Annotated in this window: 21 protein-coding genes and 1 tRNA gene; 14 read left to right on the top strand and 8 right to left on the bottom strand. The window is 70.5% G+C overall.

Annotated elements, in window-relative coordinates; all coding sequences use genetic code 11:
• Nucleotides 1-16: 16 nt before the first annotated feature.
• From ACLQ3K_RS16615 to ACLQ3K_RS16595, 5 genes are all read left to right on the top strand, one after another.
• Entirely contained in the window at nucleotides 17-454 is a 438-nt protein-coding gene (locus ACLQ3K_RS16615) for a GtrA family protein (protein ID WP_336672190.1), read from the top strand.
• A complete protein-coding gene (locus ACLQ3K_RS16610) occupies nucleotides 454-2,124 on the top strand; it encodes a glycosyltransferase family 39 protein (protein WP_336672189.1) in 1,671 nt (556 codons plus the stop codon). Before ACLQ3K_RS16615 ends, ACLQ3K_RS16610 begins: the two co-directional genes overlap by 1 nt.
• A gap of 144 nt (nucleotides 2,125-2,268) precedes the next feature.
• Nucleotides 2,269-3,783: an FAD/NAD(P)-binding protein gene (locus ACLQ3K_RS16605; RefSeq protein WP_426000815.1), complete on the top strand. Its 1,515-nt coding sequence runs from the start codon at nucleotides 2,269-2,271 to the stop codon at nucleotides 3,781-3,783.
• A complete protein-coding gene (locus tag ACLQ3K_RS16600) occupies nucleotides 3,776-4,987 on the top strand; it encodes an MFS transporter (RefSeq protein ID WP_336672187.1) in 1,212 nt (403 codons plus the stop codon). Before ACLQ3K_RS16605 ends, ACLQ3K_RS16600 begins: the two co-directional genes overlap by 8 nt.
• Nucleotides 4,988-5,085: 98 nt before the next feature.
• Nucleotides 5,086-5,502: a DoxX family membrane protein gene (locus tag ACLQ3K_RS16595; RefSeq protein ID WP_336672186.1), complete on the top strand. Its 417-nt coding sequence runs from the start codon at nucleotides 5,086-5,088 to the stop codon at nucleotides 5,500-5,502.
• A 68-nt stretch (nucleotides 5,503-5,570) separates the two neighbouring features.
• Here the strand turns inward: ACLQ3K_RS16595 and ACLQ3K_RS16590 are convergent, their stop codons facing one another.
• The 5 genes from ACLQ3K_RS16590 to ACLQ3K_RS16570 form a co-directional block, all read right to left on the bottom strand.
• The gene (locus ACLQ3K_RS16590) at nucleotides 5,571-7,205 is read right to left on the bottom strand and encodes an acyl-CoA synthetase (protein WP_224645632.1); all 1,635 of its coding nucleotides are present in this window, start codon (nucleotides 7,203-7,205) and stop codon (nucleotides 5,571-5,573) included.
• A gap of 70 nt (nucleotides 7,206-7,275) precedes the next feature.
• Entirely contained in the window at nucleotides 7,276-8,187 is a 912-nt protein-coding gene (locus ACLQ3K_RS16585; protein ID WP_426000812.1) for a glycosyltransferase, read from the bottom strand.
• Nucleotides 8,180-8,977 carry a galactan export ABC transporter ATP-binding subunit Wzt/RfbE gene (locus tag ACLQ3K_RS16580; protein WP_224645634.1) on the bottom strand — a complete coding sequence of 266 codons (798 nt, stop codon included), beginning with the start codon at nucleotides 8,975-8,977 and terminating at the stop codon, nucleotides 8,180-8,182. The genes ACLQ3K_RS16585 and ACLQ3K_RS16580 overlap by 8 nt, the downstream gene beginning before the upstream one ends.
• Nucleotide 8,978: 1 nt before the next feature.
• On the bottom strand, nucleotides 8,979-9,836 hold the full coding sequence (locus ACLQ3K_RS16575) for a galactan export ABC transporter permease subunit Wzm/RfbD (protein WP_224645635.1): 858 nt from the start codon (nucleotides 9,834-9,836) through the stop codon (nucleotides 8,979-8,981).
• A 102-nt stretch (nucleotides 9,837-9,938) separates the two neighbouring features.
• Nucleotides 9,939-10,448 (bottom strand): bacterial proteasome activator family protein, encoded by a 510-nt coding sequence (locus ACLQ3K_RS16570; RefSeq protein WP_374201274.1) that lies wholly within the window; start codon nucleotides 10,446-10,448, stop codon nucleotides 9,939-9,941.
• Between the two features lie 70 nt (nucleotides 10,449-10,518).
• Between ACLQ3K_RS16570 and ACLQ3K_RS16565 the strand changes: the two genes are divergently transcribed.
• Nucleotides 10,519-11,775, top strand: a complete 1,257-nt coding sequence (locus tag ACLQ3K_RS16565; protein ID WP_224645636.1) for a cysteine desulfurase-like protein — start codon at nucleotides 10,519-10,521, stop codon at nucleotides 11,773-11,775.
• Nucleotides 11,776-11,778: 3 nt separating this feature from the next.
• Nucleotides 11,779-12,420 (top strand): LysE family transporter, encoded by a 642-nt coding sequence (locus ACLQ3K_RS16560; protein WP_426000808.1) that lies wholly within the window; start codon nucleotides 11,779-11,781, stop codon nucleotides 12,418-12,420.
• Between the two features lie 6 nt (nucleotides 12,421-12,426).
• Here ACLQ3K_RS16560 and ACLQ3K_RS16555 read toward each other — a convergent pair whose 3' ends face one another.
• Both ACLQ3K_RS16555 and ACLQ3K_RS16550 read right to left on the bottom strand, forming a co-directional pair.
• Entirely contained in the window at nucleotides 12,427-13,416 is a 990-nt protein-coding gene (locus ACLQ3K_RS16555) for a hypothetical protein (RefSeq protein ID WP_336672180.1), read from the bottom strand.
• Nucleotides 13,413-14,378, bottom strand: a complete 966-nt coding sequence (locus tag ACLQ3K_RS16550; RefSeq protein WP_336672179.1) for an NAD(P)H-quinone oxidoreductase — start codon at nucleotides 14,376-14,378, stop codon at nucleotides 13,413-13,415. The genes ACLQ3K_RS16555 and ACLQ3K_RS16550 overlap by 4 nt, the downstream gene beginning before the upstream one ends.
• A 151-nt stretch (nucleotides 14,379-14,529) precedes the next feature.
• Here ACLQ3K_RS16550 and ACLQ3K_RS16545 point away from each other — a divergent pair, with 151 nt between their 5' ends.
• The 7 genes from ACLQ3K_RS16545 (at nucleotide 14,530) to ACLQ3K_RS16515 (ending at nucleotide 19,474) form a co-directional block, all read left to right on the top strand.
• Nucleotides 14,530-15,288, top strand: a complete 759-nt coding sequence (locus tag ACLQ3K_RS16545; RefSeq protein ID WP_426000806.1) for a 3-hydroxyacyl-CoA dehydrogenase — start codon at nucleotides 14,530-14,532, stop codon at nucleotides 15,286-15,288.
• Between the two features lie 36 nt (nucleotides 15,289-15,324).
• On the top strand, nucleotides 15,325-16,500 hold the full coding sequence (locus ACLQ3K_RS16540; RefSeq protein WP_224645641.1) for a thiolase family protein: 1,176 nt from the start codon (nucleotides 15,325-15,327) through the stop codon (nucleotides 16,498-16,500).
• A gap of 40 nt (nucleotides 16,501-16,540) precedes the next feature.
• Nucleotides 16,541-16,625, top strand: a tRNA-Ser gene (locus tag ACLQ3K_RS16535).
• 442 nt (nucleotides 16,626-17,067) lie between these two features.
• Nucleotides 17,068-17,955 carry a tyrosine-type recombinase/integrase gene (locus ACLQ3K_RS16530; protein ID WP_426000887.1) on the top strand — a complete coding sequence of 296 codons (888 nt, stop codon included), beginning with the start codon at nucleotides 17,068-17,070 and terminating at the stop codon, nucleotides 17,953-17,955.
• A 376-nt stretch (nucleotides 17,956-18,331) separates the two neighbouring features.
• A complete protein-coding gene (locus ACLQ3K_RS16525; protein WP_224645643.1) occupies nucleotides 18,332-18,538 on the top strand; it encodes a hypothetical protein in 207 nt (68 codons plus the stop codon).
• A 394-nt stretch (nucleotides 18,539-18,932) separates the two neighbouring features.
• Nucleotides 18,933-19,055: a hypothetical protein gene (locus tag ACLQ3K_RS16520; protein WP_336672177.1), complete on the top strand. Its 123-nt coding sequence runs from the start codon at nucleotides 18,933-18,935 to the stop codon at nucleotides 19,053-19,055.
• A 209-nt stretch (nucleotides 19,056-19,264) separates the two neighbouring features.
• Entirely contained in the window at nucleotides 19,265-19,474 is a 210-nt protein-coding gene (locus ACLQ3K_RS16515; RefSeq protein ID WP_224645644.1) for a cold-shock protein, read from the top strand.
• A gap of 201 nt (nucleotides 19,475-19,675) precedes the next feature.
• Here the strand turns inward: ACLQ3K_RS16515 and ACLQ3K_RS16510 are convergent, their stop codons facing one another.
• Complete coding sequence (locus ACLQ3K_RS16510; RefSeq protein ID WP_224645645.1) at nucleotides 19,676-20,095, bottom strand: DUF5994 family protein; 420 nt, start codon at nucleotides 20,093-20,095, stop codon at nucleotides 19,676-19,678.
• Between the last annotated feature and the right edge of the window lie 41 nt (nucleotides 20,096-20,136).

Here is a 20,136-nt window from a genome sequence, read left to right as displayed (position 1 = left end):
GGTACGCTGTGACCTCGTGACCGCCTCCGAAGCCGCTGATCGGGTACCCCTCGATCTCAAGACCCAGCTCGTGCGCTTCGTGCTGACCGGCGGCTTCTCGGCGGTGGTCGACTTCGGAACGCTCTTGATCCTCACCAAGGGATTCGGGGTCGACGAGGCCCTGGCCAAGACCATCGGCTTCATCCTCGGCACCACCACCGCGTACCTGCTCAACCGCCGCTGGACCTTCCAGGCCGAGCCCTCCGCCAAGCGGTTGATCGCGGTGTGGGCGCTGTACATCGCCATGTACGGCGTGCAGCTGGGCATCTACATGGCCTTCTACACGCTGTTCCCGCCGCCCGAGGACGGCATCGGCAGCTACGTGAACCGCCTCGTCGCCTTCGTCGTCGCCCAGGGCACCGCGACGGTCGTCAACTTCATCGTCCAGCGCACGGTGATCTTCAAGCTGATGTGATGGCCCGGGCAATTCGGCCGCGGCGAACACTGCTCGTCCCCGGGGCCCTCGCGCTCCTCGGCGTCCTGCTGTCGCTCTGGCACGGCGGGCGTCCGTCCGTCTGGTTCGACGAGCTCGCCACCGCCTCCGCCATCGACCGCTCGCCCGGCGAGCTGTGGCACCTGCTGACCAACATCGACGCCGTGCACGGCCTCTACTACTGGGGCGTCCGCACCTTCTCCCTCGTGTTCGGGCTCGACGAGACCGCGCTGCGGGCCTTCTCCGCGCTCGGCGTCGGCGCGGCCGTCGCGGCCTGCTACTGCCTCGCGCGGCGGCTCGGCGGGGAGACCTTCGCGCTGGTCGCGGGCGTGATCGCGCTGATCCTGCCGCGGCTCACCTGGTCGGGCGTCGAGGCCCGCTCCTACTCGTGGGTGATCGCCTCCGCGGCGCTCGTGCTGATCGCGGCGCACCGGGCGACATCGTCGACGGGGAAGCCCGGTGCCCGTCGGGCCTGGCTCGCCTACGGCGCGGCGCTGCTCCTCGCGACGGTGCTCTTCCTCTACTCCGCGACCCTCGTGCTCGCGGTCGCGGCGGTGTTCGCCGCGGACGAGAGGACCCGGACCCGCGCCGTCCTGAAGCCGGCGGCGATCGCCTCGGCGGCCGCGATCGTGCTGGCGAGCCCCGTGGTGATCCTCGCGGCCACCCAGCGCGACCAGGTGTCCTGGCTCCAGTGGCCGGGGTGGCGCATCTTCCAGAACGTGCTGGTCGACCAGTGGTTCGACCACTCGTACGCGTTCGCGATCGCGGCGTGGCTCGTGATCGCCGTCGCCGCGCTGCTGTGGTGGCGGCGCGGCGTCGCCGGATCCGCGCGGGCGAGGGACGCTGGACCGGCGGATGCGGCACCGTCGGGCGAGTCCCCCATGGACCTGACCTGGGCGCTGCGCTACGGCCTGGCCGGCGCCCTGGTGCCGCTCGCGGCGATCCTGCTGGTCTCGCCGATCGTCCCGTCGTACGTGGGGCGGTACGTGAGCTTCACGGTGCCCGGCGTGGTGCTCGTGCTCGCGGCCGCGGTCACGACGGTGGCGCGGGCCCTGCCGCGTCCGCGGGTCGCCGGCGCGGCGCTGCTCGCCGTGCTGACGGTGGCCGCGATCCCGGGCTACCTGTGGCAGCACAGCCCGCTGTCGAAGCCGGGCGGCAGCGACTTCAGCTACGCGGCGCGCTACATCCGCGACAACGCGCGGCCCGGCGACTGCGTGTTCTTCCAGGTGCAGCCGAGCTGGGCGTGGCCCTCGCTGCGCATCGCGCACGACGGCCTGCCGGGCATGTTCGACGGCCTGCGGGACATGGGGAACGACGGGGACCGCCGCTCCGACGGGAAGCTCTGGGACAAGGAGAAGGGCGTCAACCAGTGGGCGTCGTGGGCGGCCGACGAATGCACCGCCGCCTGGGTGCTCGCCGACGCCGACCGGTCCGAGGACGACTTCCGGCAGGAGAACGGCAACCTGTGGTGGACCTTCCGCCCGTTCCGGTTCATGGGCACCGACATGCAGGTCTCGCTCGACTACGGCGGGCTCGCGGTGGTGCACCAGGAGCAGTTCCACATCCTCCAGGTGGTGCACCTGGTGCAGCCGCCACCCGCGGAGGGGCCGGACCCGCAACCACTGCCGCAGACCCGCCATACCTACTGGTGAACGGTTGCAAAGCGGTTCGTTAGACGTATATACGACTTTGTCCGTCGTGTCCACCCTTGTCCGATGTGACATATGCGGGGTTGTCCGCCGCGCGGACCTTCGCGACGATCGTTACGCACAGGTAACGATCGAGGGGAGAGCGTCGTGGTGTCAGTCGGGATCGTCGGAGGGGGTGCCGCGGCCGTGAGCCTGCTGCGGCAGCTGCCCGTGAGCGACGATCTGTCCGTCTCCGTCTACGCCGACCGGGTCATCGGCCCCGGCCGGGCCTATGCGGAGGAGTCCGATTCCGCCCTGCTCAACCGGCAGGCCTTCGCGATGTCCATCTCCGCGGAGGAGCCCGACGAGTTCGTCGACTGGTGCCGGGCGAACGAGCCGGAGCTCCTCGTCGAGGGCGGGCACAGCTTCGTCCCGCGCTGGGCGTACGGCCGCTACCTGCGGCAGTGCACGCAGGCCCGCGCGGTGGACTTCGGCGACTCGCTCACGCGGATCACCGGCCGCGTCACCGACGCGGCGCGCGAGGGCGATGTGTGGCGGCTCGTCGTGCACCGCCCCGGCTTCGCGCCGGAGACGTACCGGCACGACGTGGTCGTGCTCGCGCTGGGTTCGAGCCCGCCCGCCGACCCGTACCGGCTCGAGGGGACGGAGCACTACACGCAGGACCCGTACCCCGTCGACGAGTGGCTGCCGACGGTCCTCGCCGGGGAGTCCGCCGCGGTGATCGGCACGGGCCTCAGCGCGATCGACGTCGCGCTGGCCGTGCGCTCGCGAAGCTGGGACGGCCGCCTGCTGATGGCCTCGCGCCAGGGCATCCTGCCCGACGTGCGCAGCGACCTCGAGCCGCTCGACTTCGATCCCGATGTGGGCGCGCTCATTCGGCGCGTGCAGCTCAAGCACGGAGGCCTCGAATGGGAGGACGTCGTGAACATCGTCGACTACCTCGCCGTGGGCGAGGGCCTGCGCCGCTCCGAGGTGCGCGCCGCCTTCCGCGCGATCACCGAGCCCGCCGGGCCCCGGCTCGCGGGCTTCGCCGGCCGCCCCGTCTCCATCGCGCCCGAGGTGCAGCGGCTCGTGATCTGCGTGGCCCAGTACTACGCGAACGACCTGTGGTCCGCGATGACCCGTTCGGCGCGGTCGGCGATGGTCGCGTCGGTGCACGCGCCCTTCCAGGCGCTCGCCAACCCGCTGCCCGCCCGGAGCGCGCAGGTGCTGGGGGACATGGTGGTCGACGGTGCGCTGACCGTCCGGCACGGCGTCCGCGACGTGGCCCCGTCGGCCTCGGGGCTGGTGGTGAGCAGCGCCGACGGTGACGAGGCCGTCCAGCACGTGGTCAACGCGACGCGGACGCCGGCCGGTGCGCCCTCGGGTGCCGCGGCGAGCCTGGTCTCCTCGCTCGTCTACGGCGGCACCGCCCGCCGCAATCCCTACGGCGGGCTGCGGATCAACGTCGCCGACAACGCGATCGTCGGCCGCGACGGCACGTCGGTGCCGGGGCTGTACGCGCTCGGCGAGATCGCCTCGGGCGACCTCTACTACATCAGCAGCATCGCCAAGATCCGCCGGCGCGCCCGCGCTGTGGCGCGGTCCATCGCCGAGCGGGTGAATCCGGCGGTGCCGCAGTCGGACCCGGTGCCCGCGTCGGTGGCGGTGACCGGTGGCTGAGGCGAGCGCGGTCGCCGACCGGACGGAGGCCGCGGTGGGCACGCCGGGCCGGTGGTCCACGATCATGCTGCTCGTCGCGGTCACCGCACCGCAGCTGGGCCTGAGCCTGCTCAACCCGTCGACGCCGCAGATGGCGATCGACCTGCACACCTCCGTCTCCGCGGTGCAACTCACGCTGTCCTGCTACATGGCCGGTTACGCGGTGTCGATGTTCGCGGCGGGCGTGCTCGCGGACCGCTTCGACGCGCGGGCCCTCCAGGCGTTGGGCCTCGTGCTGTTCGCGTTGGGCGGGGTGCTCGCGGCCGCCGCCCCGACGGTGGCGGTGCTCGGCGTGGCGCGGTTCGTGCAGGCGGTCGGTGGCACCTCGGCGACGGTGCTGTGCCGCTTGGTGATCCAGCGCCGGTATCCGACGGATGCGCGGATGCACCTGCTCACGTCGCTGTCGATCGTCATCGCGGCGACGCCCGCGATCTCACCCTTCTTCGGCTCGGCGCTGGTCCAGGTCGCGCCGTGGCGCGCCCTCTTCCTCGGCCTGGCCGCGGTCGGTCTCGTTCTGGCCCTCGCGTTCCTGCGCCTGGTACCCACGGCCGCGCCGGCCACGCCCGTCGCGCCGACCCCGCGCGCCATCGGGCGGGGCGTTGCGGAGGCCTTTGCGCGCAAGGGCTTCCACCGGCACGCGCTGGTGATCTCGCTGGCTTGGATGGGGTACTTCCTGTTCATCGAGCAGTCCGCGTTCATCCTGCAGGGGCTGCACGGCGCGACGGAGATCCAGTACGGGCTGCTGCTCATCGTGCCCGCGCTCGGGTACATCGCGGGCAGTGTGGTGATCCGGCGGGCGGCCGTCGCGCGGACCGCGGTGCGGCTGTGCACGATCGGCTCGGCGCTCGGAGGCGCCGCCCTGGTCGCGCTGGCGGCCCTGGGGGTCCCGACGGCCGCCGCGGTCGTCATCCCGCTCGCCGTCGGCTTCCTCGGCGTGGGCGCGGCGATCCCGTTCGCCCAGGCCGGGCTGCTGGAGCTGGACCTGAAGGCCCAGGGCGTCGGCGCCGGGCTGTTCTTCTTCCTCCAGATGGGGGCCGGCGCGGTGTACTCCGTGGTCATCGAGGCGCTGCACCTGCGGTCCGCGGTCAGTACCTCGGTGGCGATCGGCCTGCCGCTGCTCGCCCTCGCCGCCGTCGTCTGGGGGACCACGCGCGCGAAGCCGTGACGCGGAACACGGCGGTTCGGGAATGATACGGACCGAGGTCCGGTTATAGTTCCCGTATCGCGGCGCACGGTGCGCCGCCTCGAACGAGGAGCTCCACCATGGACGTCGTATTCCTGATCGGCCGCATCCTGCTCGCGGTCCTGTTCGTGATGTCGGCCGTCGGCCACTTCACCGCCGCGGACGGCATGGCGCAGTACGCCGCCGCCAAGAAGGTCCCCGCCGCGAAGCTCGCCGTGGTCGGCAGCGGCGTGATCGCCCTACTCGGCGGCCTGTCGCTGATCCTGGGCGTGTGGATCGACCTGGGCGCGCTGCTGCTCGTGCTGTTCCTGCTGCCCGTCACCGTGATGATGCACGACTTCTGGAAGGCCGTGGATCCGCAGGCCAAGCAGACCGAGATGATCTCCTTCAACAAGAACCTCGCGCTCATCGGCGGCGCGCTGATCCTGTTCTACTTCGTCAACGTCACCCAGTCGGTGCCCCTGGGCCTCACCGGCCCGCTGTTCCCCGCCTGGTGATCGCTCCCCGATAACGGGTTCGGCCCCGGTCCGCGTGCTGCGGATCCGGGGCCGAACTCGTCGTCGCGTCAGTCCTTCGGGAGCTCCCGGCGGACGATCTTGCCGGTGGGGTTGCGGGGCAGCGTGTCGAGGAAGACGACGTCGCGCGGGACCTTGAAGCGGGCGAGGTTGCCGCGCACGTAGTCCTTGAGGTCCTTCACGAGCGCCTCCTCGTCGGAGGGCGCGCCGCCGTCGATCACGACGAAGGCGCGCAGGCGCTGGCCGAACTCGGGATCGGGCACGCCGATCACCGCGGCCTCCACCACGTCGTCGCGGGTGACCAGCAGGTTCTCCACCTCGAGCGGGTAGACGTTCTCGCCGCCGGAGACGATCATGTCGTCGTCGCGGCCGTCGATGTGCAGCAGGCCGTGCTCGTCCCAGTGGCCCATGTCGCCCGACGAGAGGTGGCCGTCGATGATCTGCTTCGTGCGGCCGTCGCTGTAGCCCTCGAAGGGCGCGCCGGCGCGCACGAAGACCCGGCCGCGCTTGCCGACGCCCTCGACGAGCGCGTCGTTCTCGTCGTACAGGCGCACCGTCGTCAGCACCGGCGGCTTGCCGACGGTGCCGGGCGCGGTGCGCAGGTTGCGCGGCGTCGCGACGGTGGCGACGGCGACCTCGGTCGAGCCGTAGACGTTGTAGAGCACGTCGCCGAAGACGTCCTGGAACTTCTCCGAGAGCTCGGGGGAGACCGCGGACCCGGCCACGACCACGGACTTGAGGCAGCTGGTGTCGTACTTCGCGAGCGTCTCCGCGGGCAGGCTCAGCATGCGGGTGAGCATCGTGGGCACCGCGACCAGCATGTCGGCGCGGTTGTCCGCGATCAGCTTGAGGGTGTTCTCCGGGTCGAACCGGCGCATCGTCACGGTGGTGCAGCCCACCGACATCCCGGCGGACCACATGGCGAATCCCGTGGAATGGAAGATCGGCGAGGCGATGACGACGGTGCCGCGGCGCTTGAAGGGGATGCGGTCGACGAGCATCGCGGTCGCCAGCGAGGGCACCTTGCTGCGGGTCGCGCCCTTGGGCAGGCCGGTGGTGCCCGAGGTCAGGATGATGAAGCCGCCCTGCTTCTCCGGCGGCGGGACGCGCTTGGCGTCGCGGCCGGCGATCAGCTGGTCGATGGTCTTCGCGCCCGCGGGCACGGCGTCGGCCTCGTCGACCCAGGTCAGGTACTGCGGCATGTCCTCGGGCAGGGCGTCCAGCAGGGAGGTGAACTCGCTGTCGTGGAAGACGGCCTGCACCTTCTCGCGGGCGCAGACCTCGGCGAACTGGGGCTTGGCGAAGCCGGTGTTCATCATGGCCAGGCGCATGCCCGCGCGGGCGGCGGCGCTGATGATGAGCAGGAGGCCGCGGTGGTCGCGGGCGAGCACGGCGATCACGTCGCCGGACTTGAGGCCGGATGCGCGTAGGCCGCGGGCCAGGGCGTTCGACTGCGCCTCGTACTGCGCGTAGGTGAGGGTGCCGCGCTCGTCGACGATCGCGATGCGGTCGGGGTTCTCCGCGGCGCCCTTGATCACCAGCGCGGCCTGCGGGCCGTACTGCCGGTTGTAGCCGAGCGCGCGGAGCGCGACGTCGGGGCGTGCCGGGTCGACGACCCGGCGCTGGAGCATGCGCAGCAGGGCGTGGCCCTGCGGAAGAAGATCGGAGACCAGGCTCGTTCCCATGACGACGATGATAGAGGCATCGCGGGAGCTCTGTTGAGCCCCCTTCAATAAGAGGTGTGCGCCACCGGGATCAGGGCCGCGTGAACCGCTCGTCGCGGCCCAGCTTGCGCAGCCGCAGCCACTCGCGGAACCCTGCGACGTCGCGCTGCTGCACCAGGAAGAACCAGCCGAAACGGGCCCACTCCTGCGGGATCAGCTTCCGCATCCCGGGCTGGGACTGCAGGTAGCCGCGGTTGCGGTAGGTGAAGAAGCGCTTGGTCTCGTTGTCCGGGTACTGGGTGTGCATGCGCCCGCCCAGGATCGGCCGGAACTCGTCGGCGCCGTTGGGGTGCAGGTAGGCGGTGGTCAGGCAGGTGCCGAAGGGCAGGCCCGAGCGCACCAGCCGGCGGTGCACCTCCACCTCGTCGCCGCGGATGAACAGCCGCAGGTCCGGCACGCCCACCGCCGCGACGGTGTCCTTGCGGAACAGCGCGCCGTTGAACAGGGAGGCGATCCCCATCAGCACGTCGTCCGACGGTGCCTCGGGGTCGATCAGCTCGGACCGCTTGCGCCGCCAGACGAGGCCGCGGCGCAGCGGGAAGGCCAGCGTCTCGGGGTCGTCGATCGTCGAGACCACGGGCGAGACCTCCGCCAGCCCGTGCCGCTCGGCGCAGTCCAGCAGCGTGCCGAGCACCTGCGGCCCCTCGGGGCGGCCGTCGTCGTCGGCGAGCCAGATCCAGTCGGCGCCCAGCGCGAGCGCGTGCAGCATGCCGAGGGCGAAGCCGCCGGCGCCGCCCAGGTTGAACTGCGAGGGCAGGTACGTGGTGGCGACGGGCTGGGACTCGACCAGCGCGCGCACCTCGTCCTGGGCCGCGTTGTCGACCACGATCAGGTGGTCGACGGGGCGCTCCTGCGAGCTGAGCACCTCGAGGGACTTCGCGAGCAGGGCCGCCCGGTCGTGGGTGACGACGACCGCGACGACGGTGCCCCGACCGTCACTCATTCTTCTCGGCCTCGAGCATGTCGAGCACCTTGCGGACCTGGGCGCCGGCGTCGAGGCCCTCGTAGGCGGTCACGACCTCCTCGATGCCGCCCTCCTGCCGGATCTCGCCGTGATCGATCCACATCGCCCGGTCGCAGAGCTGCGCGAGGAATTCGTTCGAGTGCGACGCGAAGACGAGGATGCCGGAGCGCTCCACCAGCGCGGAGAGCCGCTTGCGGGCCTTGCGCATGAACTCGGCGTCGACGGCGCCGATGCCCTCGTCGAGGAGCAGGATCTCGGGGTCGATCGACGTGACCACGCCCAGGGCGATGCGCACCCGCATGCCGGTGGAGTAGGTGCGCAGCGGCATCGACAGGTAGTCGCCCAGCTCGGTGAACTCGGCGATCTCGTCGGCCTTGCGCAGCATCGACTTACGGGTCTGCCCCAGGAACAGCCCGCGGATGATGATGTTCTCCATGCCGGAGATCTCGGGATCCATGCCCACGCCGAGGTCGAAGACGGGGGCCACGCGGCCCTTCACGAGCGCGGAGCCGCGGGTCGGCTCGTAGATCCCGGCGAGGAGCCGCAGCAGCGTCGACTTGCCGGCGCCGTTGTGGCCGACGAGCCCGACGCGGTCGCCCTCGTCGAGGCTCATGGTGATGTTGCGCAGCGCCTCGACGACGACCACGTTGTCGTCGGCCATCACCTTGCCTCCGGCGGAGCCCATGACCGCGCGCTTGATCGAGCGCGATTTCGCGTCGAACACCGGGAAGTCGACGCAGGCGTCCTGCGTCCGAATGGAAACGCTCATCTCACACCCAATACGCGACTCGGGAACGGAACTGCTTCATGAGCACGAGGGTCAGCCCCATGCCGACGATCGTGCAGCCGATCACCACGTACCAGTGCTGGGGATCGAAGGGCTTGCCCGTGAGCGGCCCGCGCACCATCTCCAGGTAGTGGTAGAGCGGGTTCAGCTTCACCAGCTGCGCGCGCTCGCTGTTGCCGCCGGGCACGGTGTCGAGCGTCCACACCACGGGGGTGATGTAGAAGAGCAGCTGCGTCAGGGCGGTGAGCAGCGGCGCGATGTCGCGGAACCGGGTGGCGAGGATGCCGAAGAACATCGAGACCCAGACGCCGGTGATGGCCAGCATGGCGAACCCGGGGATCACGCTGAGCTGCGTCCACGACCACTGCTTCGGCGGGAAGATCGCCAGCACGACGACCACGATGATCATGTTGTGGGCGAGGAAGAGCATGTGCCGCCACACCAGGCGGTAGACGTGCACCGACAGTGGCGCGGGGAGCTGTTTGATCAGACCCTCGTTGGCGATGAACACCTCGGCGCCGTCGATGATCGAGCTCTGGATGAAGGCCCACAGCACGAAGCCGACGGTGAGCTGCGGCAGCAGGTCCTTGACGTTGGCGCCGAGCAGCACCGACCACAGCAGCGCGAGCGCGCTGGCGGTGACGCCGGTGGCGATCGTGATCCAGAAGGGGCCGATCACCGATCGGCGGTAGCGCTGCTTGATGTCCTGCCAGCCCAGTTCGAGCCAGAGCTCGCGATGCACGGTGGCGCCGTCTACCAGGTCGCGGATCGCGCGCGAGAAGGTGCGCGAGTCCGAGACGAGGGGCGCCGAAGGGGCGGCGTGGGGGCTATCGACGGGCACGGTAGGCCAGGGTACCCGTCCCGACGGTCCGCCCGGCGCACGTCGAGCGGGAGCGCCCCGGCCGCTTTCCGGCGGTGCGCCCGCCGCCCGCGGGCGGCACCGTCACAGGTACTGCCCGTGACCGGTCTGCGACTCCGGGCCGGGGCTCATCGCCGGGGGCAGGGCGCCCTGGCGCATCTGCTCGAGCTGGGCCCGGGCGGCCATCTGCTGCGCGAAGAGGGCGGTCTGGATGCCGTGGAACAGGCCCTCCAGCCAGCCGACGAGCTGCGCCTGCGCGATCCGCAGCTCGGCGTCCGACGGGGTCGACTCGTCCGTGAAGGGCAGCGCGAGACGCTCCAGCTCGTCCTGCAGGTCGGGGGAGAGCCCGTCCTCGAGCTCCTTGATCGACGTCCGGTGGATGTCCTTGAGCCGGGCGCGGCTGGCCTCGTCGAGCGGTGCGGCGCGTACCTCCTCGAGGAGTTGCTTGATCATCGTGCCGATCCGCATCACCTTCGCGGGCTGCTCGACCATGCCGTGCAGCTCCTCCGCGGCATTGTCCGGTTCATCCGCTTCGGCGTGCGCGCCGGCGCCGGCACCCGCGGGAATGATCTCCACCTCGTTGCGATCGCTCATACCACCATTCTGGCAGCTCCCCGCGGGCGGACCACGGTGTCGTCGGTGCGGCGGTGTAATCTGCGTCCCAGTGAACACGTTCTCAGAAGGCCAGGGTGAACCCGGCCGGGCATCGACTGCGGTTGCGGTATCCGCATTCGACGTTGCCCGCGTCCGGGGGCTTTATCCTGCCCTGGGGGACGGGTGGATCCACTTCGATCCGCAGGCCGGCGCGCAGATCCCCGGGGCGGTGTCCTCGGCGGTGGCGAACGCCTTCCGCGGATTCGTCAGCAATCCCTACGGCGTCTACGCCGGGGCCGCGCACACGCGCTCGATCGTGCAGGCCGCCCGGGTGGCGGTCGCGGACCTCGTCAACGGCAAGCCGGAGGGCGTGGTGCTGGGGCCCAGCCGCGAGCAGTTGCTCACCTCCCTCGCGGAGTCGCTGAGCGCGCGCCTCGGGCTCGGCTCGGAGATCGTGCTCTGTCGCCTGGACGACGATGCGAATCAGTCGCCGTGGCTCCGCGTCGCGGATCGCGGCGGCGGCCGGGTCCGGTGGGTCGAGGCCGACATCGAGACCGGTGAGGTCCCGGCGTGGCAGTTCGAGGAGCTGGCCGGTCCGAGCACCTCGGTGATCGCGGTGCCGTACGCCTCGTCGACCATCGGCACCGTCATCGACGTGGCCGCGGCGGCGCAGGCGGCGCACCGCGTGGGCGCGCTCCTCGTGGTGGACGCGACGAGCGCCGCGCCGTACGAGCTGCTCGACATCGAGCGCCTCGGCGCCGACGTGCTGCTCGTGAGTGCGAACCGCTGGGGCGGCCCGCAGGTGGCCGCGATGGCCTTCCGCGATCCGTCGCTGTTCGGCCGGTTGCGCGCCGTGAACCCCGATCGCAGCCTGACGGGGCCGGAGCGGTTCGAGCTGGGCGAGCATCAGTACGCGATGCTGGCGGGGCTCATCGCCTCGATCGACCACCTCGCCGGCCTCGACGAGTCGTCGGTCGGCACGCGCCGGGACCGGCTGGAGCAGTCGATGTTCGGCCTGCGCCAGTACCAGCAGCGGCTCCTGTTCTACTTGCTCAACTCCCTGGCCTCGGCTCCGCAGGTGGCGATCATCGGCCGCGCCGAGCGCCGGGTGCCCACGGTCTCCTTCACGATGCCGGGCGTGCCGGCGGCCAAGGCCGCCAAGCGCCTCGCCGACAACGGCGTGTGCGCCCTGTCGAACGTGCCGAGCCGGTACTTCGCCGGGCTGGGCGTGCCGGAGTACGGGGGCGCGGTCACCGTCGGCCTGGCGCCCTATTCGACCCCGTACGACGTGGACCAGCTGGTCCGCGCCCTCGCCTCCCTGGGTTAGCCGGTGGGACCGTCGGCGCTGGCGGCCGCCTTCGGCGCGGGGATCCTCGCTGGCCTCGGCGCCGTCCTCCCGCTCGGCGCCATCGGCGTGATGCTGTTGCACGAGGGCGCCTCCCGCGGCTGGCGCCGCGCCGTCCCCGCCGCCGCCGGCGTCGGCACCGCGGACCTGATCTTCGCCGTGCTGGCGCTGGCCGCCGGTTCGGTGCTGGCGCCGCTGGTCTCGCAGTGGGGGCGGTGGCCCGCCGCCGTCGGCGGCCTGCTGCTGCTCGTGGTCGCGGTCCTCATGGTGCGCAAGGCCTTCCGTCCCGAGCCCGCCGAGCCCGACGGTGCCGAGCCCGCCGGCGGGAGCGGGGGATGGGCGCGGTACGCGATGTTCTTCGGGCTCACCGCCGTCAACCCGTTCCCGCTCGTCTACTTCGGCGCCATCGCCGTCGGGCTGGGGGAGGGGCTGCACCGCCCGCCCGTGGCGACGGCCTTCGCGATCGGCGTCGGGATCGCCTCGTTCGGCTGGAATCTCGTGCTCATCGGATTGGGTGCGGTGCTCCGGGCGCGGTCGACCGCGCGGATGCGGCGGATCGTCACCGCCGCGGGCGGTGCGATCGTCGCGGTGTGCGCCGTCGTGATCCTGGTGACCGCGTTCGCCTGATTCCGCTCAACCGTCGATCGCGGCGCGGTACTCCTCGGACTCGAAGAACGGGGTGAGGCGGCGTCGCAGCAGGTCCTCGATGACGCCGCGCTTGTCCAGCGTCGCGATCACCGGCGGGCCGAACCGCAGCGCCTCCTCGATCATGTCCTCGCGGCCCACGCCCAGCTCGGCGAGCAGCTCGTACAGCGAGGCGTCGCCGTACTTGTCGAAGACGTGGTCGATGCCCTCGTCGAGCAGCGCGCGGAAGTAGTCGGTGTCGCGGAAGGTGCGCCAGAACTCGAAGATCAGCACCACCACGTCCTCGACGTCGGCGTCGGTGAGCACGCCGCGGTACTCCGCGACCGCGCTGCCGCGGTGCTGGCGCCAGAAGTCCCGGACGGCCTCGGCGAGGGTCTCGTCACCGTCGGCCGCGACCCGGCGCAGGGCGAAGCGCACGCCCTGCCGTGCGGCGGCGTCGGCGCGCTGGCCGAGCGCGGGGAGGGCCGGGCGCAGGGCCCGTGCCGCGGCCCCGGCGACGGTGCGCGTCACCGCGTTCCGGGCGAGGGCGCGGTTCGCGTCGTCGGCCGCGGACGAGGCGGCGGCATGCAGTACCGAGGCCACCGCGTCCTCGGTGGCGGGGCTCTCGGACAGGGCCTGCAGGACCCGCCCGGTGAGGTCCATCTCCGTCACGGTGCTCACCAGCTTCTCGAAGCTGTGGCTGTCGATGACCTCGTCGAGCCGCGTGGTGTCGTTGACGGTGTGGCGGTACAGGCGGCCGGCGATCTCCCCGACGAGCTCGGGGATCGCGCCCTCGACCGGGACCTGCACGGCGTACTTCGCGGCGACGGCCTTGATCATGTCGGGCGTCACCGCCTCCGCGAGCGTCAGCTCGGAGGCGACGGCGAGCGCGTGGTCCACCTCGTCGATGACCAGCGAGTGGTAGGCGGTATCGCGGAGCTGCTTGCGCGCGAAGGCGATCTGCGCCTCGAGGAGGCGGGCGGCGAGGTCGTCGATCATGGGGTCAGGAGCACCTTTCCGACGGACTCGGGGGAGTCCAGGAGGTCGTGGGCGGCGGCCGCGTCGTCGAGCGGGAGGCGCGCGGAGACGACGGGGCGCACGGCACCGTCGGCGATGAGCGGCCAGACCTGTGCGCGGACCGCGGCCACGACCTCGGCCTTGCTGTGCGGCCCGACGGCGGGGCGGCCCCGCAGGTTGGTGGCGCTGACCCGGCCCCGCTTGCCCAGCAGCGCACCGATGTTCAGCTCGCCCTTCACGCCGCCCTGCAGGCCGATGATCACGAGCCGGCCGTGCGGGGCGAGGGCGCTCACGTTGCGGGGCAGGTACTTCGCGCCCATGATGTCGAGGATCACGTCGGCCCGGTCGCGCAGGATCTCCGCGAAATCCTCGTCGTGGTAGTCGATCACGATGTCGGCGCCCAGCTCGCGGCAGCGCTGCGCCTTGAACTCCGAGCCGACGGTGACGGCCACCGTCGCCCCGAGGGCCTTACCGAGCTGGATCGCGTGCGTGCCGATGCCGCTGCCGCCGCCGTGGAGCAGGAGCGTCTCGCCGGCGCGGAGCCCCGCCTCGGTGACGACGTTGGAGTGGACGGTGCAGGCGACCTCGGGGAGCGCCGCCGCGTCGACGAGGGAGACCCCGGCGGGGACGGGCAGGCACTGGGTGGCGGGCGCGATCGCGTACTCGGCGTAGCCGCCGCCGGACAGGAGCGCGCACACCTCGTCGCCGACGGCGAGCCCCTCGACCTCCGGGCCGACGGCGTCGACGGTGCCAGAGACCTCGAGGCCCAGGATCGGGCTTGCCCCGGGCGGCGGCGGGTAGAGGCCGCAACGCTGCATCAGGTCGGCCCGATTGACCGCCGTCGCCGCGACGGCGATCCGCACCTCGCCGGGGCCGGGTTCGGGGATCGGGAGGTCGATGATGCGCAGGTCCTTCGTGGTTTCGTCGACGTCGATGGCCCTCATGGTTCATGGGTAGCACACCGGGCGCGGCCGTCGCGCGGGCTGTGGTGTGGGTCCCGGCTTCGCGGGAATGCGGTAGCGAGGGCCGCCATGTGTTAGAAGTGAATGAACATTCTGTCACTTGAAACGGTGGCACGACGGCGAGGAGACCGCGATGGACCTGAAGAACAAGACCGCACTCGTCACCGGCGGCGCCTCCGGCCTGGGTCTGGCGACGGTGACCCGCCTCGTCGCCGGCGGCGCCCGGGTCGTCGCGATCGACCTGCCGAGCGCCGACACCTCAGCGCTCGCCGGTCTCGGCGACGCCGTGCGCTTCGCCCCCGCCGACGTGACCGACGAGGCCGCGGTACAGGCGGCCGTCGACCTCGCCAATGACGAGGGCACCCTCGCGATCGTCGTGAACTGCGCCGGCATCGGCAACGCGATCAAGACCACGGGCAAGAAGGGCGCGTTCCCGCTCGACGCCTTCTCGAAGGTGATCTCGGTGAACCTCATCGGCACGTTCAACGTGATCCGGCTGGCCGCCACCGCGATCGCCGAGAAGGCGCTCGACGGCGAGGAGCGCGGCGTCATCGTCAACACCGCGTCCGTCGCGGCCTTCGACGGCCAGATCGGCCAGGCGGCGTACTCGGCGTCGAAGGGCGGCGTCGTGGGCATGACGTTGCCGATCGCCCGCGACCTGGCGTCGCTCGCGATCCGCGTGGTCACCATCGCGCCGGGCCTGTTCCTCACGCCGCTGCTCGGCACGCTGCCCGAGGAGGCCCGCGCCTCCCTCGGCGCGCAGGTGCCGCACCCCGCGCGGCTCGGCGACCCGTCGGAGTACGCCGACCTCGTCGCCGCCATCGTCGGCAACCCGATGCTCAACGGCGAGACCATCCGCCTCGACGGCGCCATCCGCATGGCCCCGCGCTGAACCCCCTAGTCATCTGAGATCGAAGGAAACACTGCCATGACCGACGCCGTCATCGTCGACATCGTCCGCACCCCGTCCGGCAAGGGCAAGCCCGGCGGCGCCCTGCACCCCGTCCACCCCGTCGACCTGTTCGCGGGCGTCATCTCCGCCCTCATCGAGCGCAACGACCTCGATCCCGCCCTCGTCGAGGACGTGATCGGCGGGTGCGTCCAGCAGGTGGGGGATCAGGCGCTCAACATCGCGCGCGTCGCCGCGCTCACCGCCGGCCTCCCGATCGAGGTGCCCGGCACCACGATCGACCGGCAGTGCGGATCGTCGCAGCAGGCAGCGCATTTCGCGGCGCAGGGCGTGATCGCCGGCGCGTACGACGTGGTGATCGCCGGCGGCGTCGAGTCCATGAGCCGCGTGCCCATGGGCACCAGCCCCACCGGAGGCGCGCCCTTCGCGCCGCTCGCCGCCCGCTTCCCGAGCCTGCCGCACCAGGGCATCGGCGCCGAGTTGCTCGCCGCACGAGGCAAGTTCGACCGCGAGGCGCTCGACGCCTTCGCCGCCGAGTCGCACCGTCGGGCCGCGGCGACGCAGGCCGCCGGCGGCTTCGACCGGGAGATCGTGCCCGTCGCGCTCCCCGACGGCGGAGTGCACGCCGTCGACGAGACCGTGCGCGGCTCGACCACCGCGGAGGGACTGGGTGGTCTCAAGCCCGCCTTCGCCGATCCCAGGTTCGCGGAGCGGTACCCCGAGATCGATTGGTCGATCACGCCAGGCAACTCGTCGCCGCTGACCGACGGTGCCTCCGCCGCGCTGATCATGAGCGCGGAGAAGGCCGAGGCCCTGGGCCTGACCCCGCGGGCGCGGTTCCACGCCTTCTCCGTGGTCGGCTCCGACCCCGAGGTCATGCTGAGCGGCCCGATCCCCGTGACGCACAAGGTGCTCGCCCGCGCCGGCCTGCGCGCCGACGACATCGACGCCTTCGAGGTCAACGAGGCCTTCGCCTCGGTGCCGATGGCGTGGGCCGCCGAGTTCGACGTCGACCCCGCCCGCCTGAACCCGCGCGGTGGCGCGATCGCGCTCGGCCACCCGCTCGGTGCGTCCGGCACTCGCCTGCTCGCGACGTTGGTCAACCACCTCGAGCAGACCGGTGGCCGCTACGGCCTGCAGACGATGTGCGAGGGCAACGGCATGGCGAACGGCACCATCATCGAGCGTCTCTGAGCGGTGAGCCTCTGGTGGGTCCGGTATCGTACGGCGCTAGGGAAGCGTGGCAGAGCGGCCGAATGCACTCGCCTTGAAAGCGAGCGTGGGTGAAACCACCGGGGGTTCAAATCCCTCCGCTTCCGCAGGTAGAACAGGGTCCCGGTGCCGGACACGGCATCGGGCCCCTCGAGACTTGCCACACCTTGCCACTATCGCCGAAGGAATTCTCGGCGCTAGTTTCGGCGTGTCGTCCCGGCTGGCTGGTGATCATAGAAATCACCGATGGGATGTACACATGGCTCGACTACCCAGCTACATCACGCGCATCGACGGTTCGCGTGGACCCCGATACGAGGCGCGGATCAACGCCACGCTTTCCACTGGGAAGCGACTCCAGCACCGGAAGCGGTTCCGGTCGTTCGACGAGGCGAAGGCATGGCACGCGAAGACGCTCACCGAACTCGAATCCGGTACCCATACGCCGCCCAGCGACCTGACGGTGCACGAGGCGGTAGAGGCGTGGCTCACTGCGAAGGCTGCACGGACGAAAGCACGGCCGCCGCGTACAAATTCTCCTTGGCACCCGTGGTCGCCGCGTACGGCAACACGAAGGTGCAGAAGCTCTCGAAGGCGGATGTTGAGCGACTCGTCACCGACCTCCGCACCGGCGCGGGCGACCGCGGATTGTGGAGGCGCACCTCGATCAATCCGATGCTCGCTCGGTGGCGGAAGGTCTGGGCCGACCTGCATGCGGAGGGAGTCGTAGCGCGGAACGTCGTGGCATTGGTAGAGCCGCTGCGCAAGCCGAGTGGTGAGCCCGCGATGAAGGTCGACGACAGCCTCTCGGAGGCTGAGGTGGAGCTGCTGATCAAGGCACACAGCGACGGCGCGAACGGTTACGCCCGACGGCGTGAACCGTTCGTGCACTTGGCGCTGCTTGGACTCCGCCGCGGAGAGCTCAGCGGGTTGCGCTGGAGCGCCGTCGTTCTCGAAGGGGGTGCGCCCTCGATCGCAGTCGCCGCGACCCGCGTGACCGTCACAGGGAAGGTTATCGAGCAGGATGACGCAAAGACCGCCTCCTCGTCGCGCACACTCCCGATCCCTCCACACCTCCTCCCTATCCTCCGCCGTGCGCACGCGGAGATGCATGCCAACCGCGGAAGACTCGGGGAGCGGTGGGAGGGCGGCGACGATCCGTACGTGTTCGCACTGGACCTCGGAGCGCCGCTCTCGCCGAGAACCTTGAACGCGTGGTGGAAGAAGAGTTTGGAGGACGCCAACCTGCCGCACCGCCGGCTGCATGCGTCGAGGCACACGGCTGCTTCGTTGCTGGCTCTGCGGGGTGCGCCGGTGCCGATGATCGCTGCGTGGCTCGGGCATGCCGATGGTGGCGTGCTGGCGATGCGCACCTATGTGCACACGCCGGGTGCTGCGCTCACGGATACTGCCGCACTGCTTAGCCATGAGACCTGACGCCGTTCCGCTGACGCGACGATCGGGGCGCGACACCACCGCGGTGGCGGATGCTGCACCCGGACGGTCGGGTCCAGCGGCTCGGGTCGGCAGAGGCGAGGTGGACCTGCCGCAGCGTGTCGCGGAGGGTGACGGCAGCGGTACGCAGAGCATCGAGGTCGCCGCTCATGTGCCTCGTGAACCCGAGCAGAAGCTGGTCCATGTCGGCGTCGCTGCTCGTGGCCGAGATCGTCATCGCCGGGGTGATGGCGCTGGGTTGCGGCGCGTCCACCCGGCCCAACGCAGAGGGTCGTCGGCGCTACCACCGCGGGCGATCCGCGTGGGGCGTGGCGCAGTCAACGACTCCCACGGCTACGAGTCCAAGTAGGCAGATGTGGTGATCACTAACGCCAACCACGCATTCAATTCGCTGAACCCTGAGAAGGCGGAGGACTTCTTCGTCGAGGGAGTATCAGCGGTCTGCAAGGTCAAGGCGAACCTCCGGCTATCAAACCTAGAGTCCGCCGTCGAAGCCGGCGCCGCGTTCAAGGCGCTCTGCCCTGTGCACAACCCGGAGGAAACGATTCTCGGCCACGAGGCCTAGACGCGTCACACCAATGCGCTGCCGCCGTTCGGCGTTGTTGCGTTCGACACGAACATCGCGGAGATGACGCTGCTCGCGCGGCCGGCCGATGGAGCCGATGTCGAGCAGGCAAACCCCGAGTCCACACCGCAGCCGCCGGTCGACGCCGTGTGAATGACTCGAATCCTGGGCAGGTATGTCCTCTGGAGGGTCTGTTTGGTCGACAACCCCATGTTCCGCGTGAGGTCCGGGGGCGAAGGCTGCCGCCGAGCGGATGCATGCTGACGGGCTATGTCCAGCGTCACTTGTTCGGCGGGCGGTGGGACATCGCCGCGAGCAACTCTGTGCGCCTGATAGGTCCGGGCGATCACGCGGCGTGGTCTGCCTGGGCGTCGCGTGCAGCGACTCCGCGATCGTGAGCGAAGCGGAGAAGGCGCGCATCCGTGTGGCGATCCAGCGGCGCGAACTCGAAGCCGGGATTGAGCGGATGAACGAGGAGGGCGAGTGGCGGAGGTTGCCCGGGATTGAGCGCCTATGAATGGAGCCCACTTCTGAGCCCCACCGTCCTCGGCATAGCGATGTGTGCTACTGTGAAATTGGTTGACTTTCTTGGTGATACGCTCGCGAGAACTTCACGCGGCAGGTAATCACCGAAATCCTGTATGTCAGTACTTCAACTTCGTAGAACTCCGCAGGCCCAGACGCGAAATCGTTCGCCCTGCCAATTCACTTTCTCAGGAGATCTCCATGGCTCAAGGTACCGTCAAATGGTTCAACAGCGAGAAGGGATTCGGCTTCATCACCCCCGACGACGGTGGCAAGGATCTGTTCGTCCACTTCACGGGCATCGTGGCCAACGGCGGCTTCCGCAACCTCGAGGAGAACAACCGCGTCTCCTACGACGCGGAGGCGGGCGACCGAGGGCCGCAGGCGGTCGCGGTCCAGGTCCTGCCGTGACCGATTGCGGCGCTGATAGCGATGAGCCCTCCACCTGGTGGGGCAAGGTGCGACGCTCCGTAGACGACTTCTTCCTCCGCGGTGAGCAGGGAACGAAGCTCTACCCCTAACGGCTGATCTTCGGCCTACCGGGGAACTGGCCTCCGCCTATCGGCGGGGGCCAGTTTCGTCTGCGACGGCCCATCAGCTCATGACGCGGGGTCACTCTGCCCTCGGCGCGGCGTGGCTGCCGACACCGTGGGCTGCCGGTGGAACAACGGTGAGCGGAACCATGTGCCCGCCGTCCACGTACACGTGCATCTCCTCACGCGGCTGACCATCCCCCGGGTCGCCGAGCAGGAGGCCACTACTGAGTCTCATCGTCCGAAGGCGCTCGATGGTCTCGTGGTTCCATGCGAATGTGATTCGCTCGACGCGCTGTCCGAGTGCCAACCCGCAGCTGTATGCGAGATCGTGGATCTCAGCGGCGTAGTCGGTCGAGCGGGGCCACCATAGGCCCGCTCTTAGCTCGTCGTCGAGGTCCAGGCGCACGCGCTCGGTGCCGGTGTCCAACCGATGCTTCGCGTGAGGAGAGTTCAACGCCGGTGTGAGCGTCGACTGTCGGTGGGATCCGATGGGCATTGACGACACCGCTTCATCTTCTAGTGAGGTGTAATGAAGTA

This window comes from Tsukamurella sp. DT100, from assembly GCF_049844855.1.
In the GTDB taxonomy this organism is placed as follows: domain Bacteria; phylum Actinomycetota; class Actinomycetes; order Mycobacteriales; family Mycobacteriaceae; genus Tsukamurella.
This window is presented reverse-complemented; position numbering and strand designations above follow the sequence as displayed.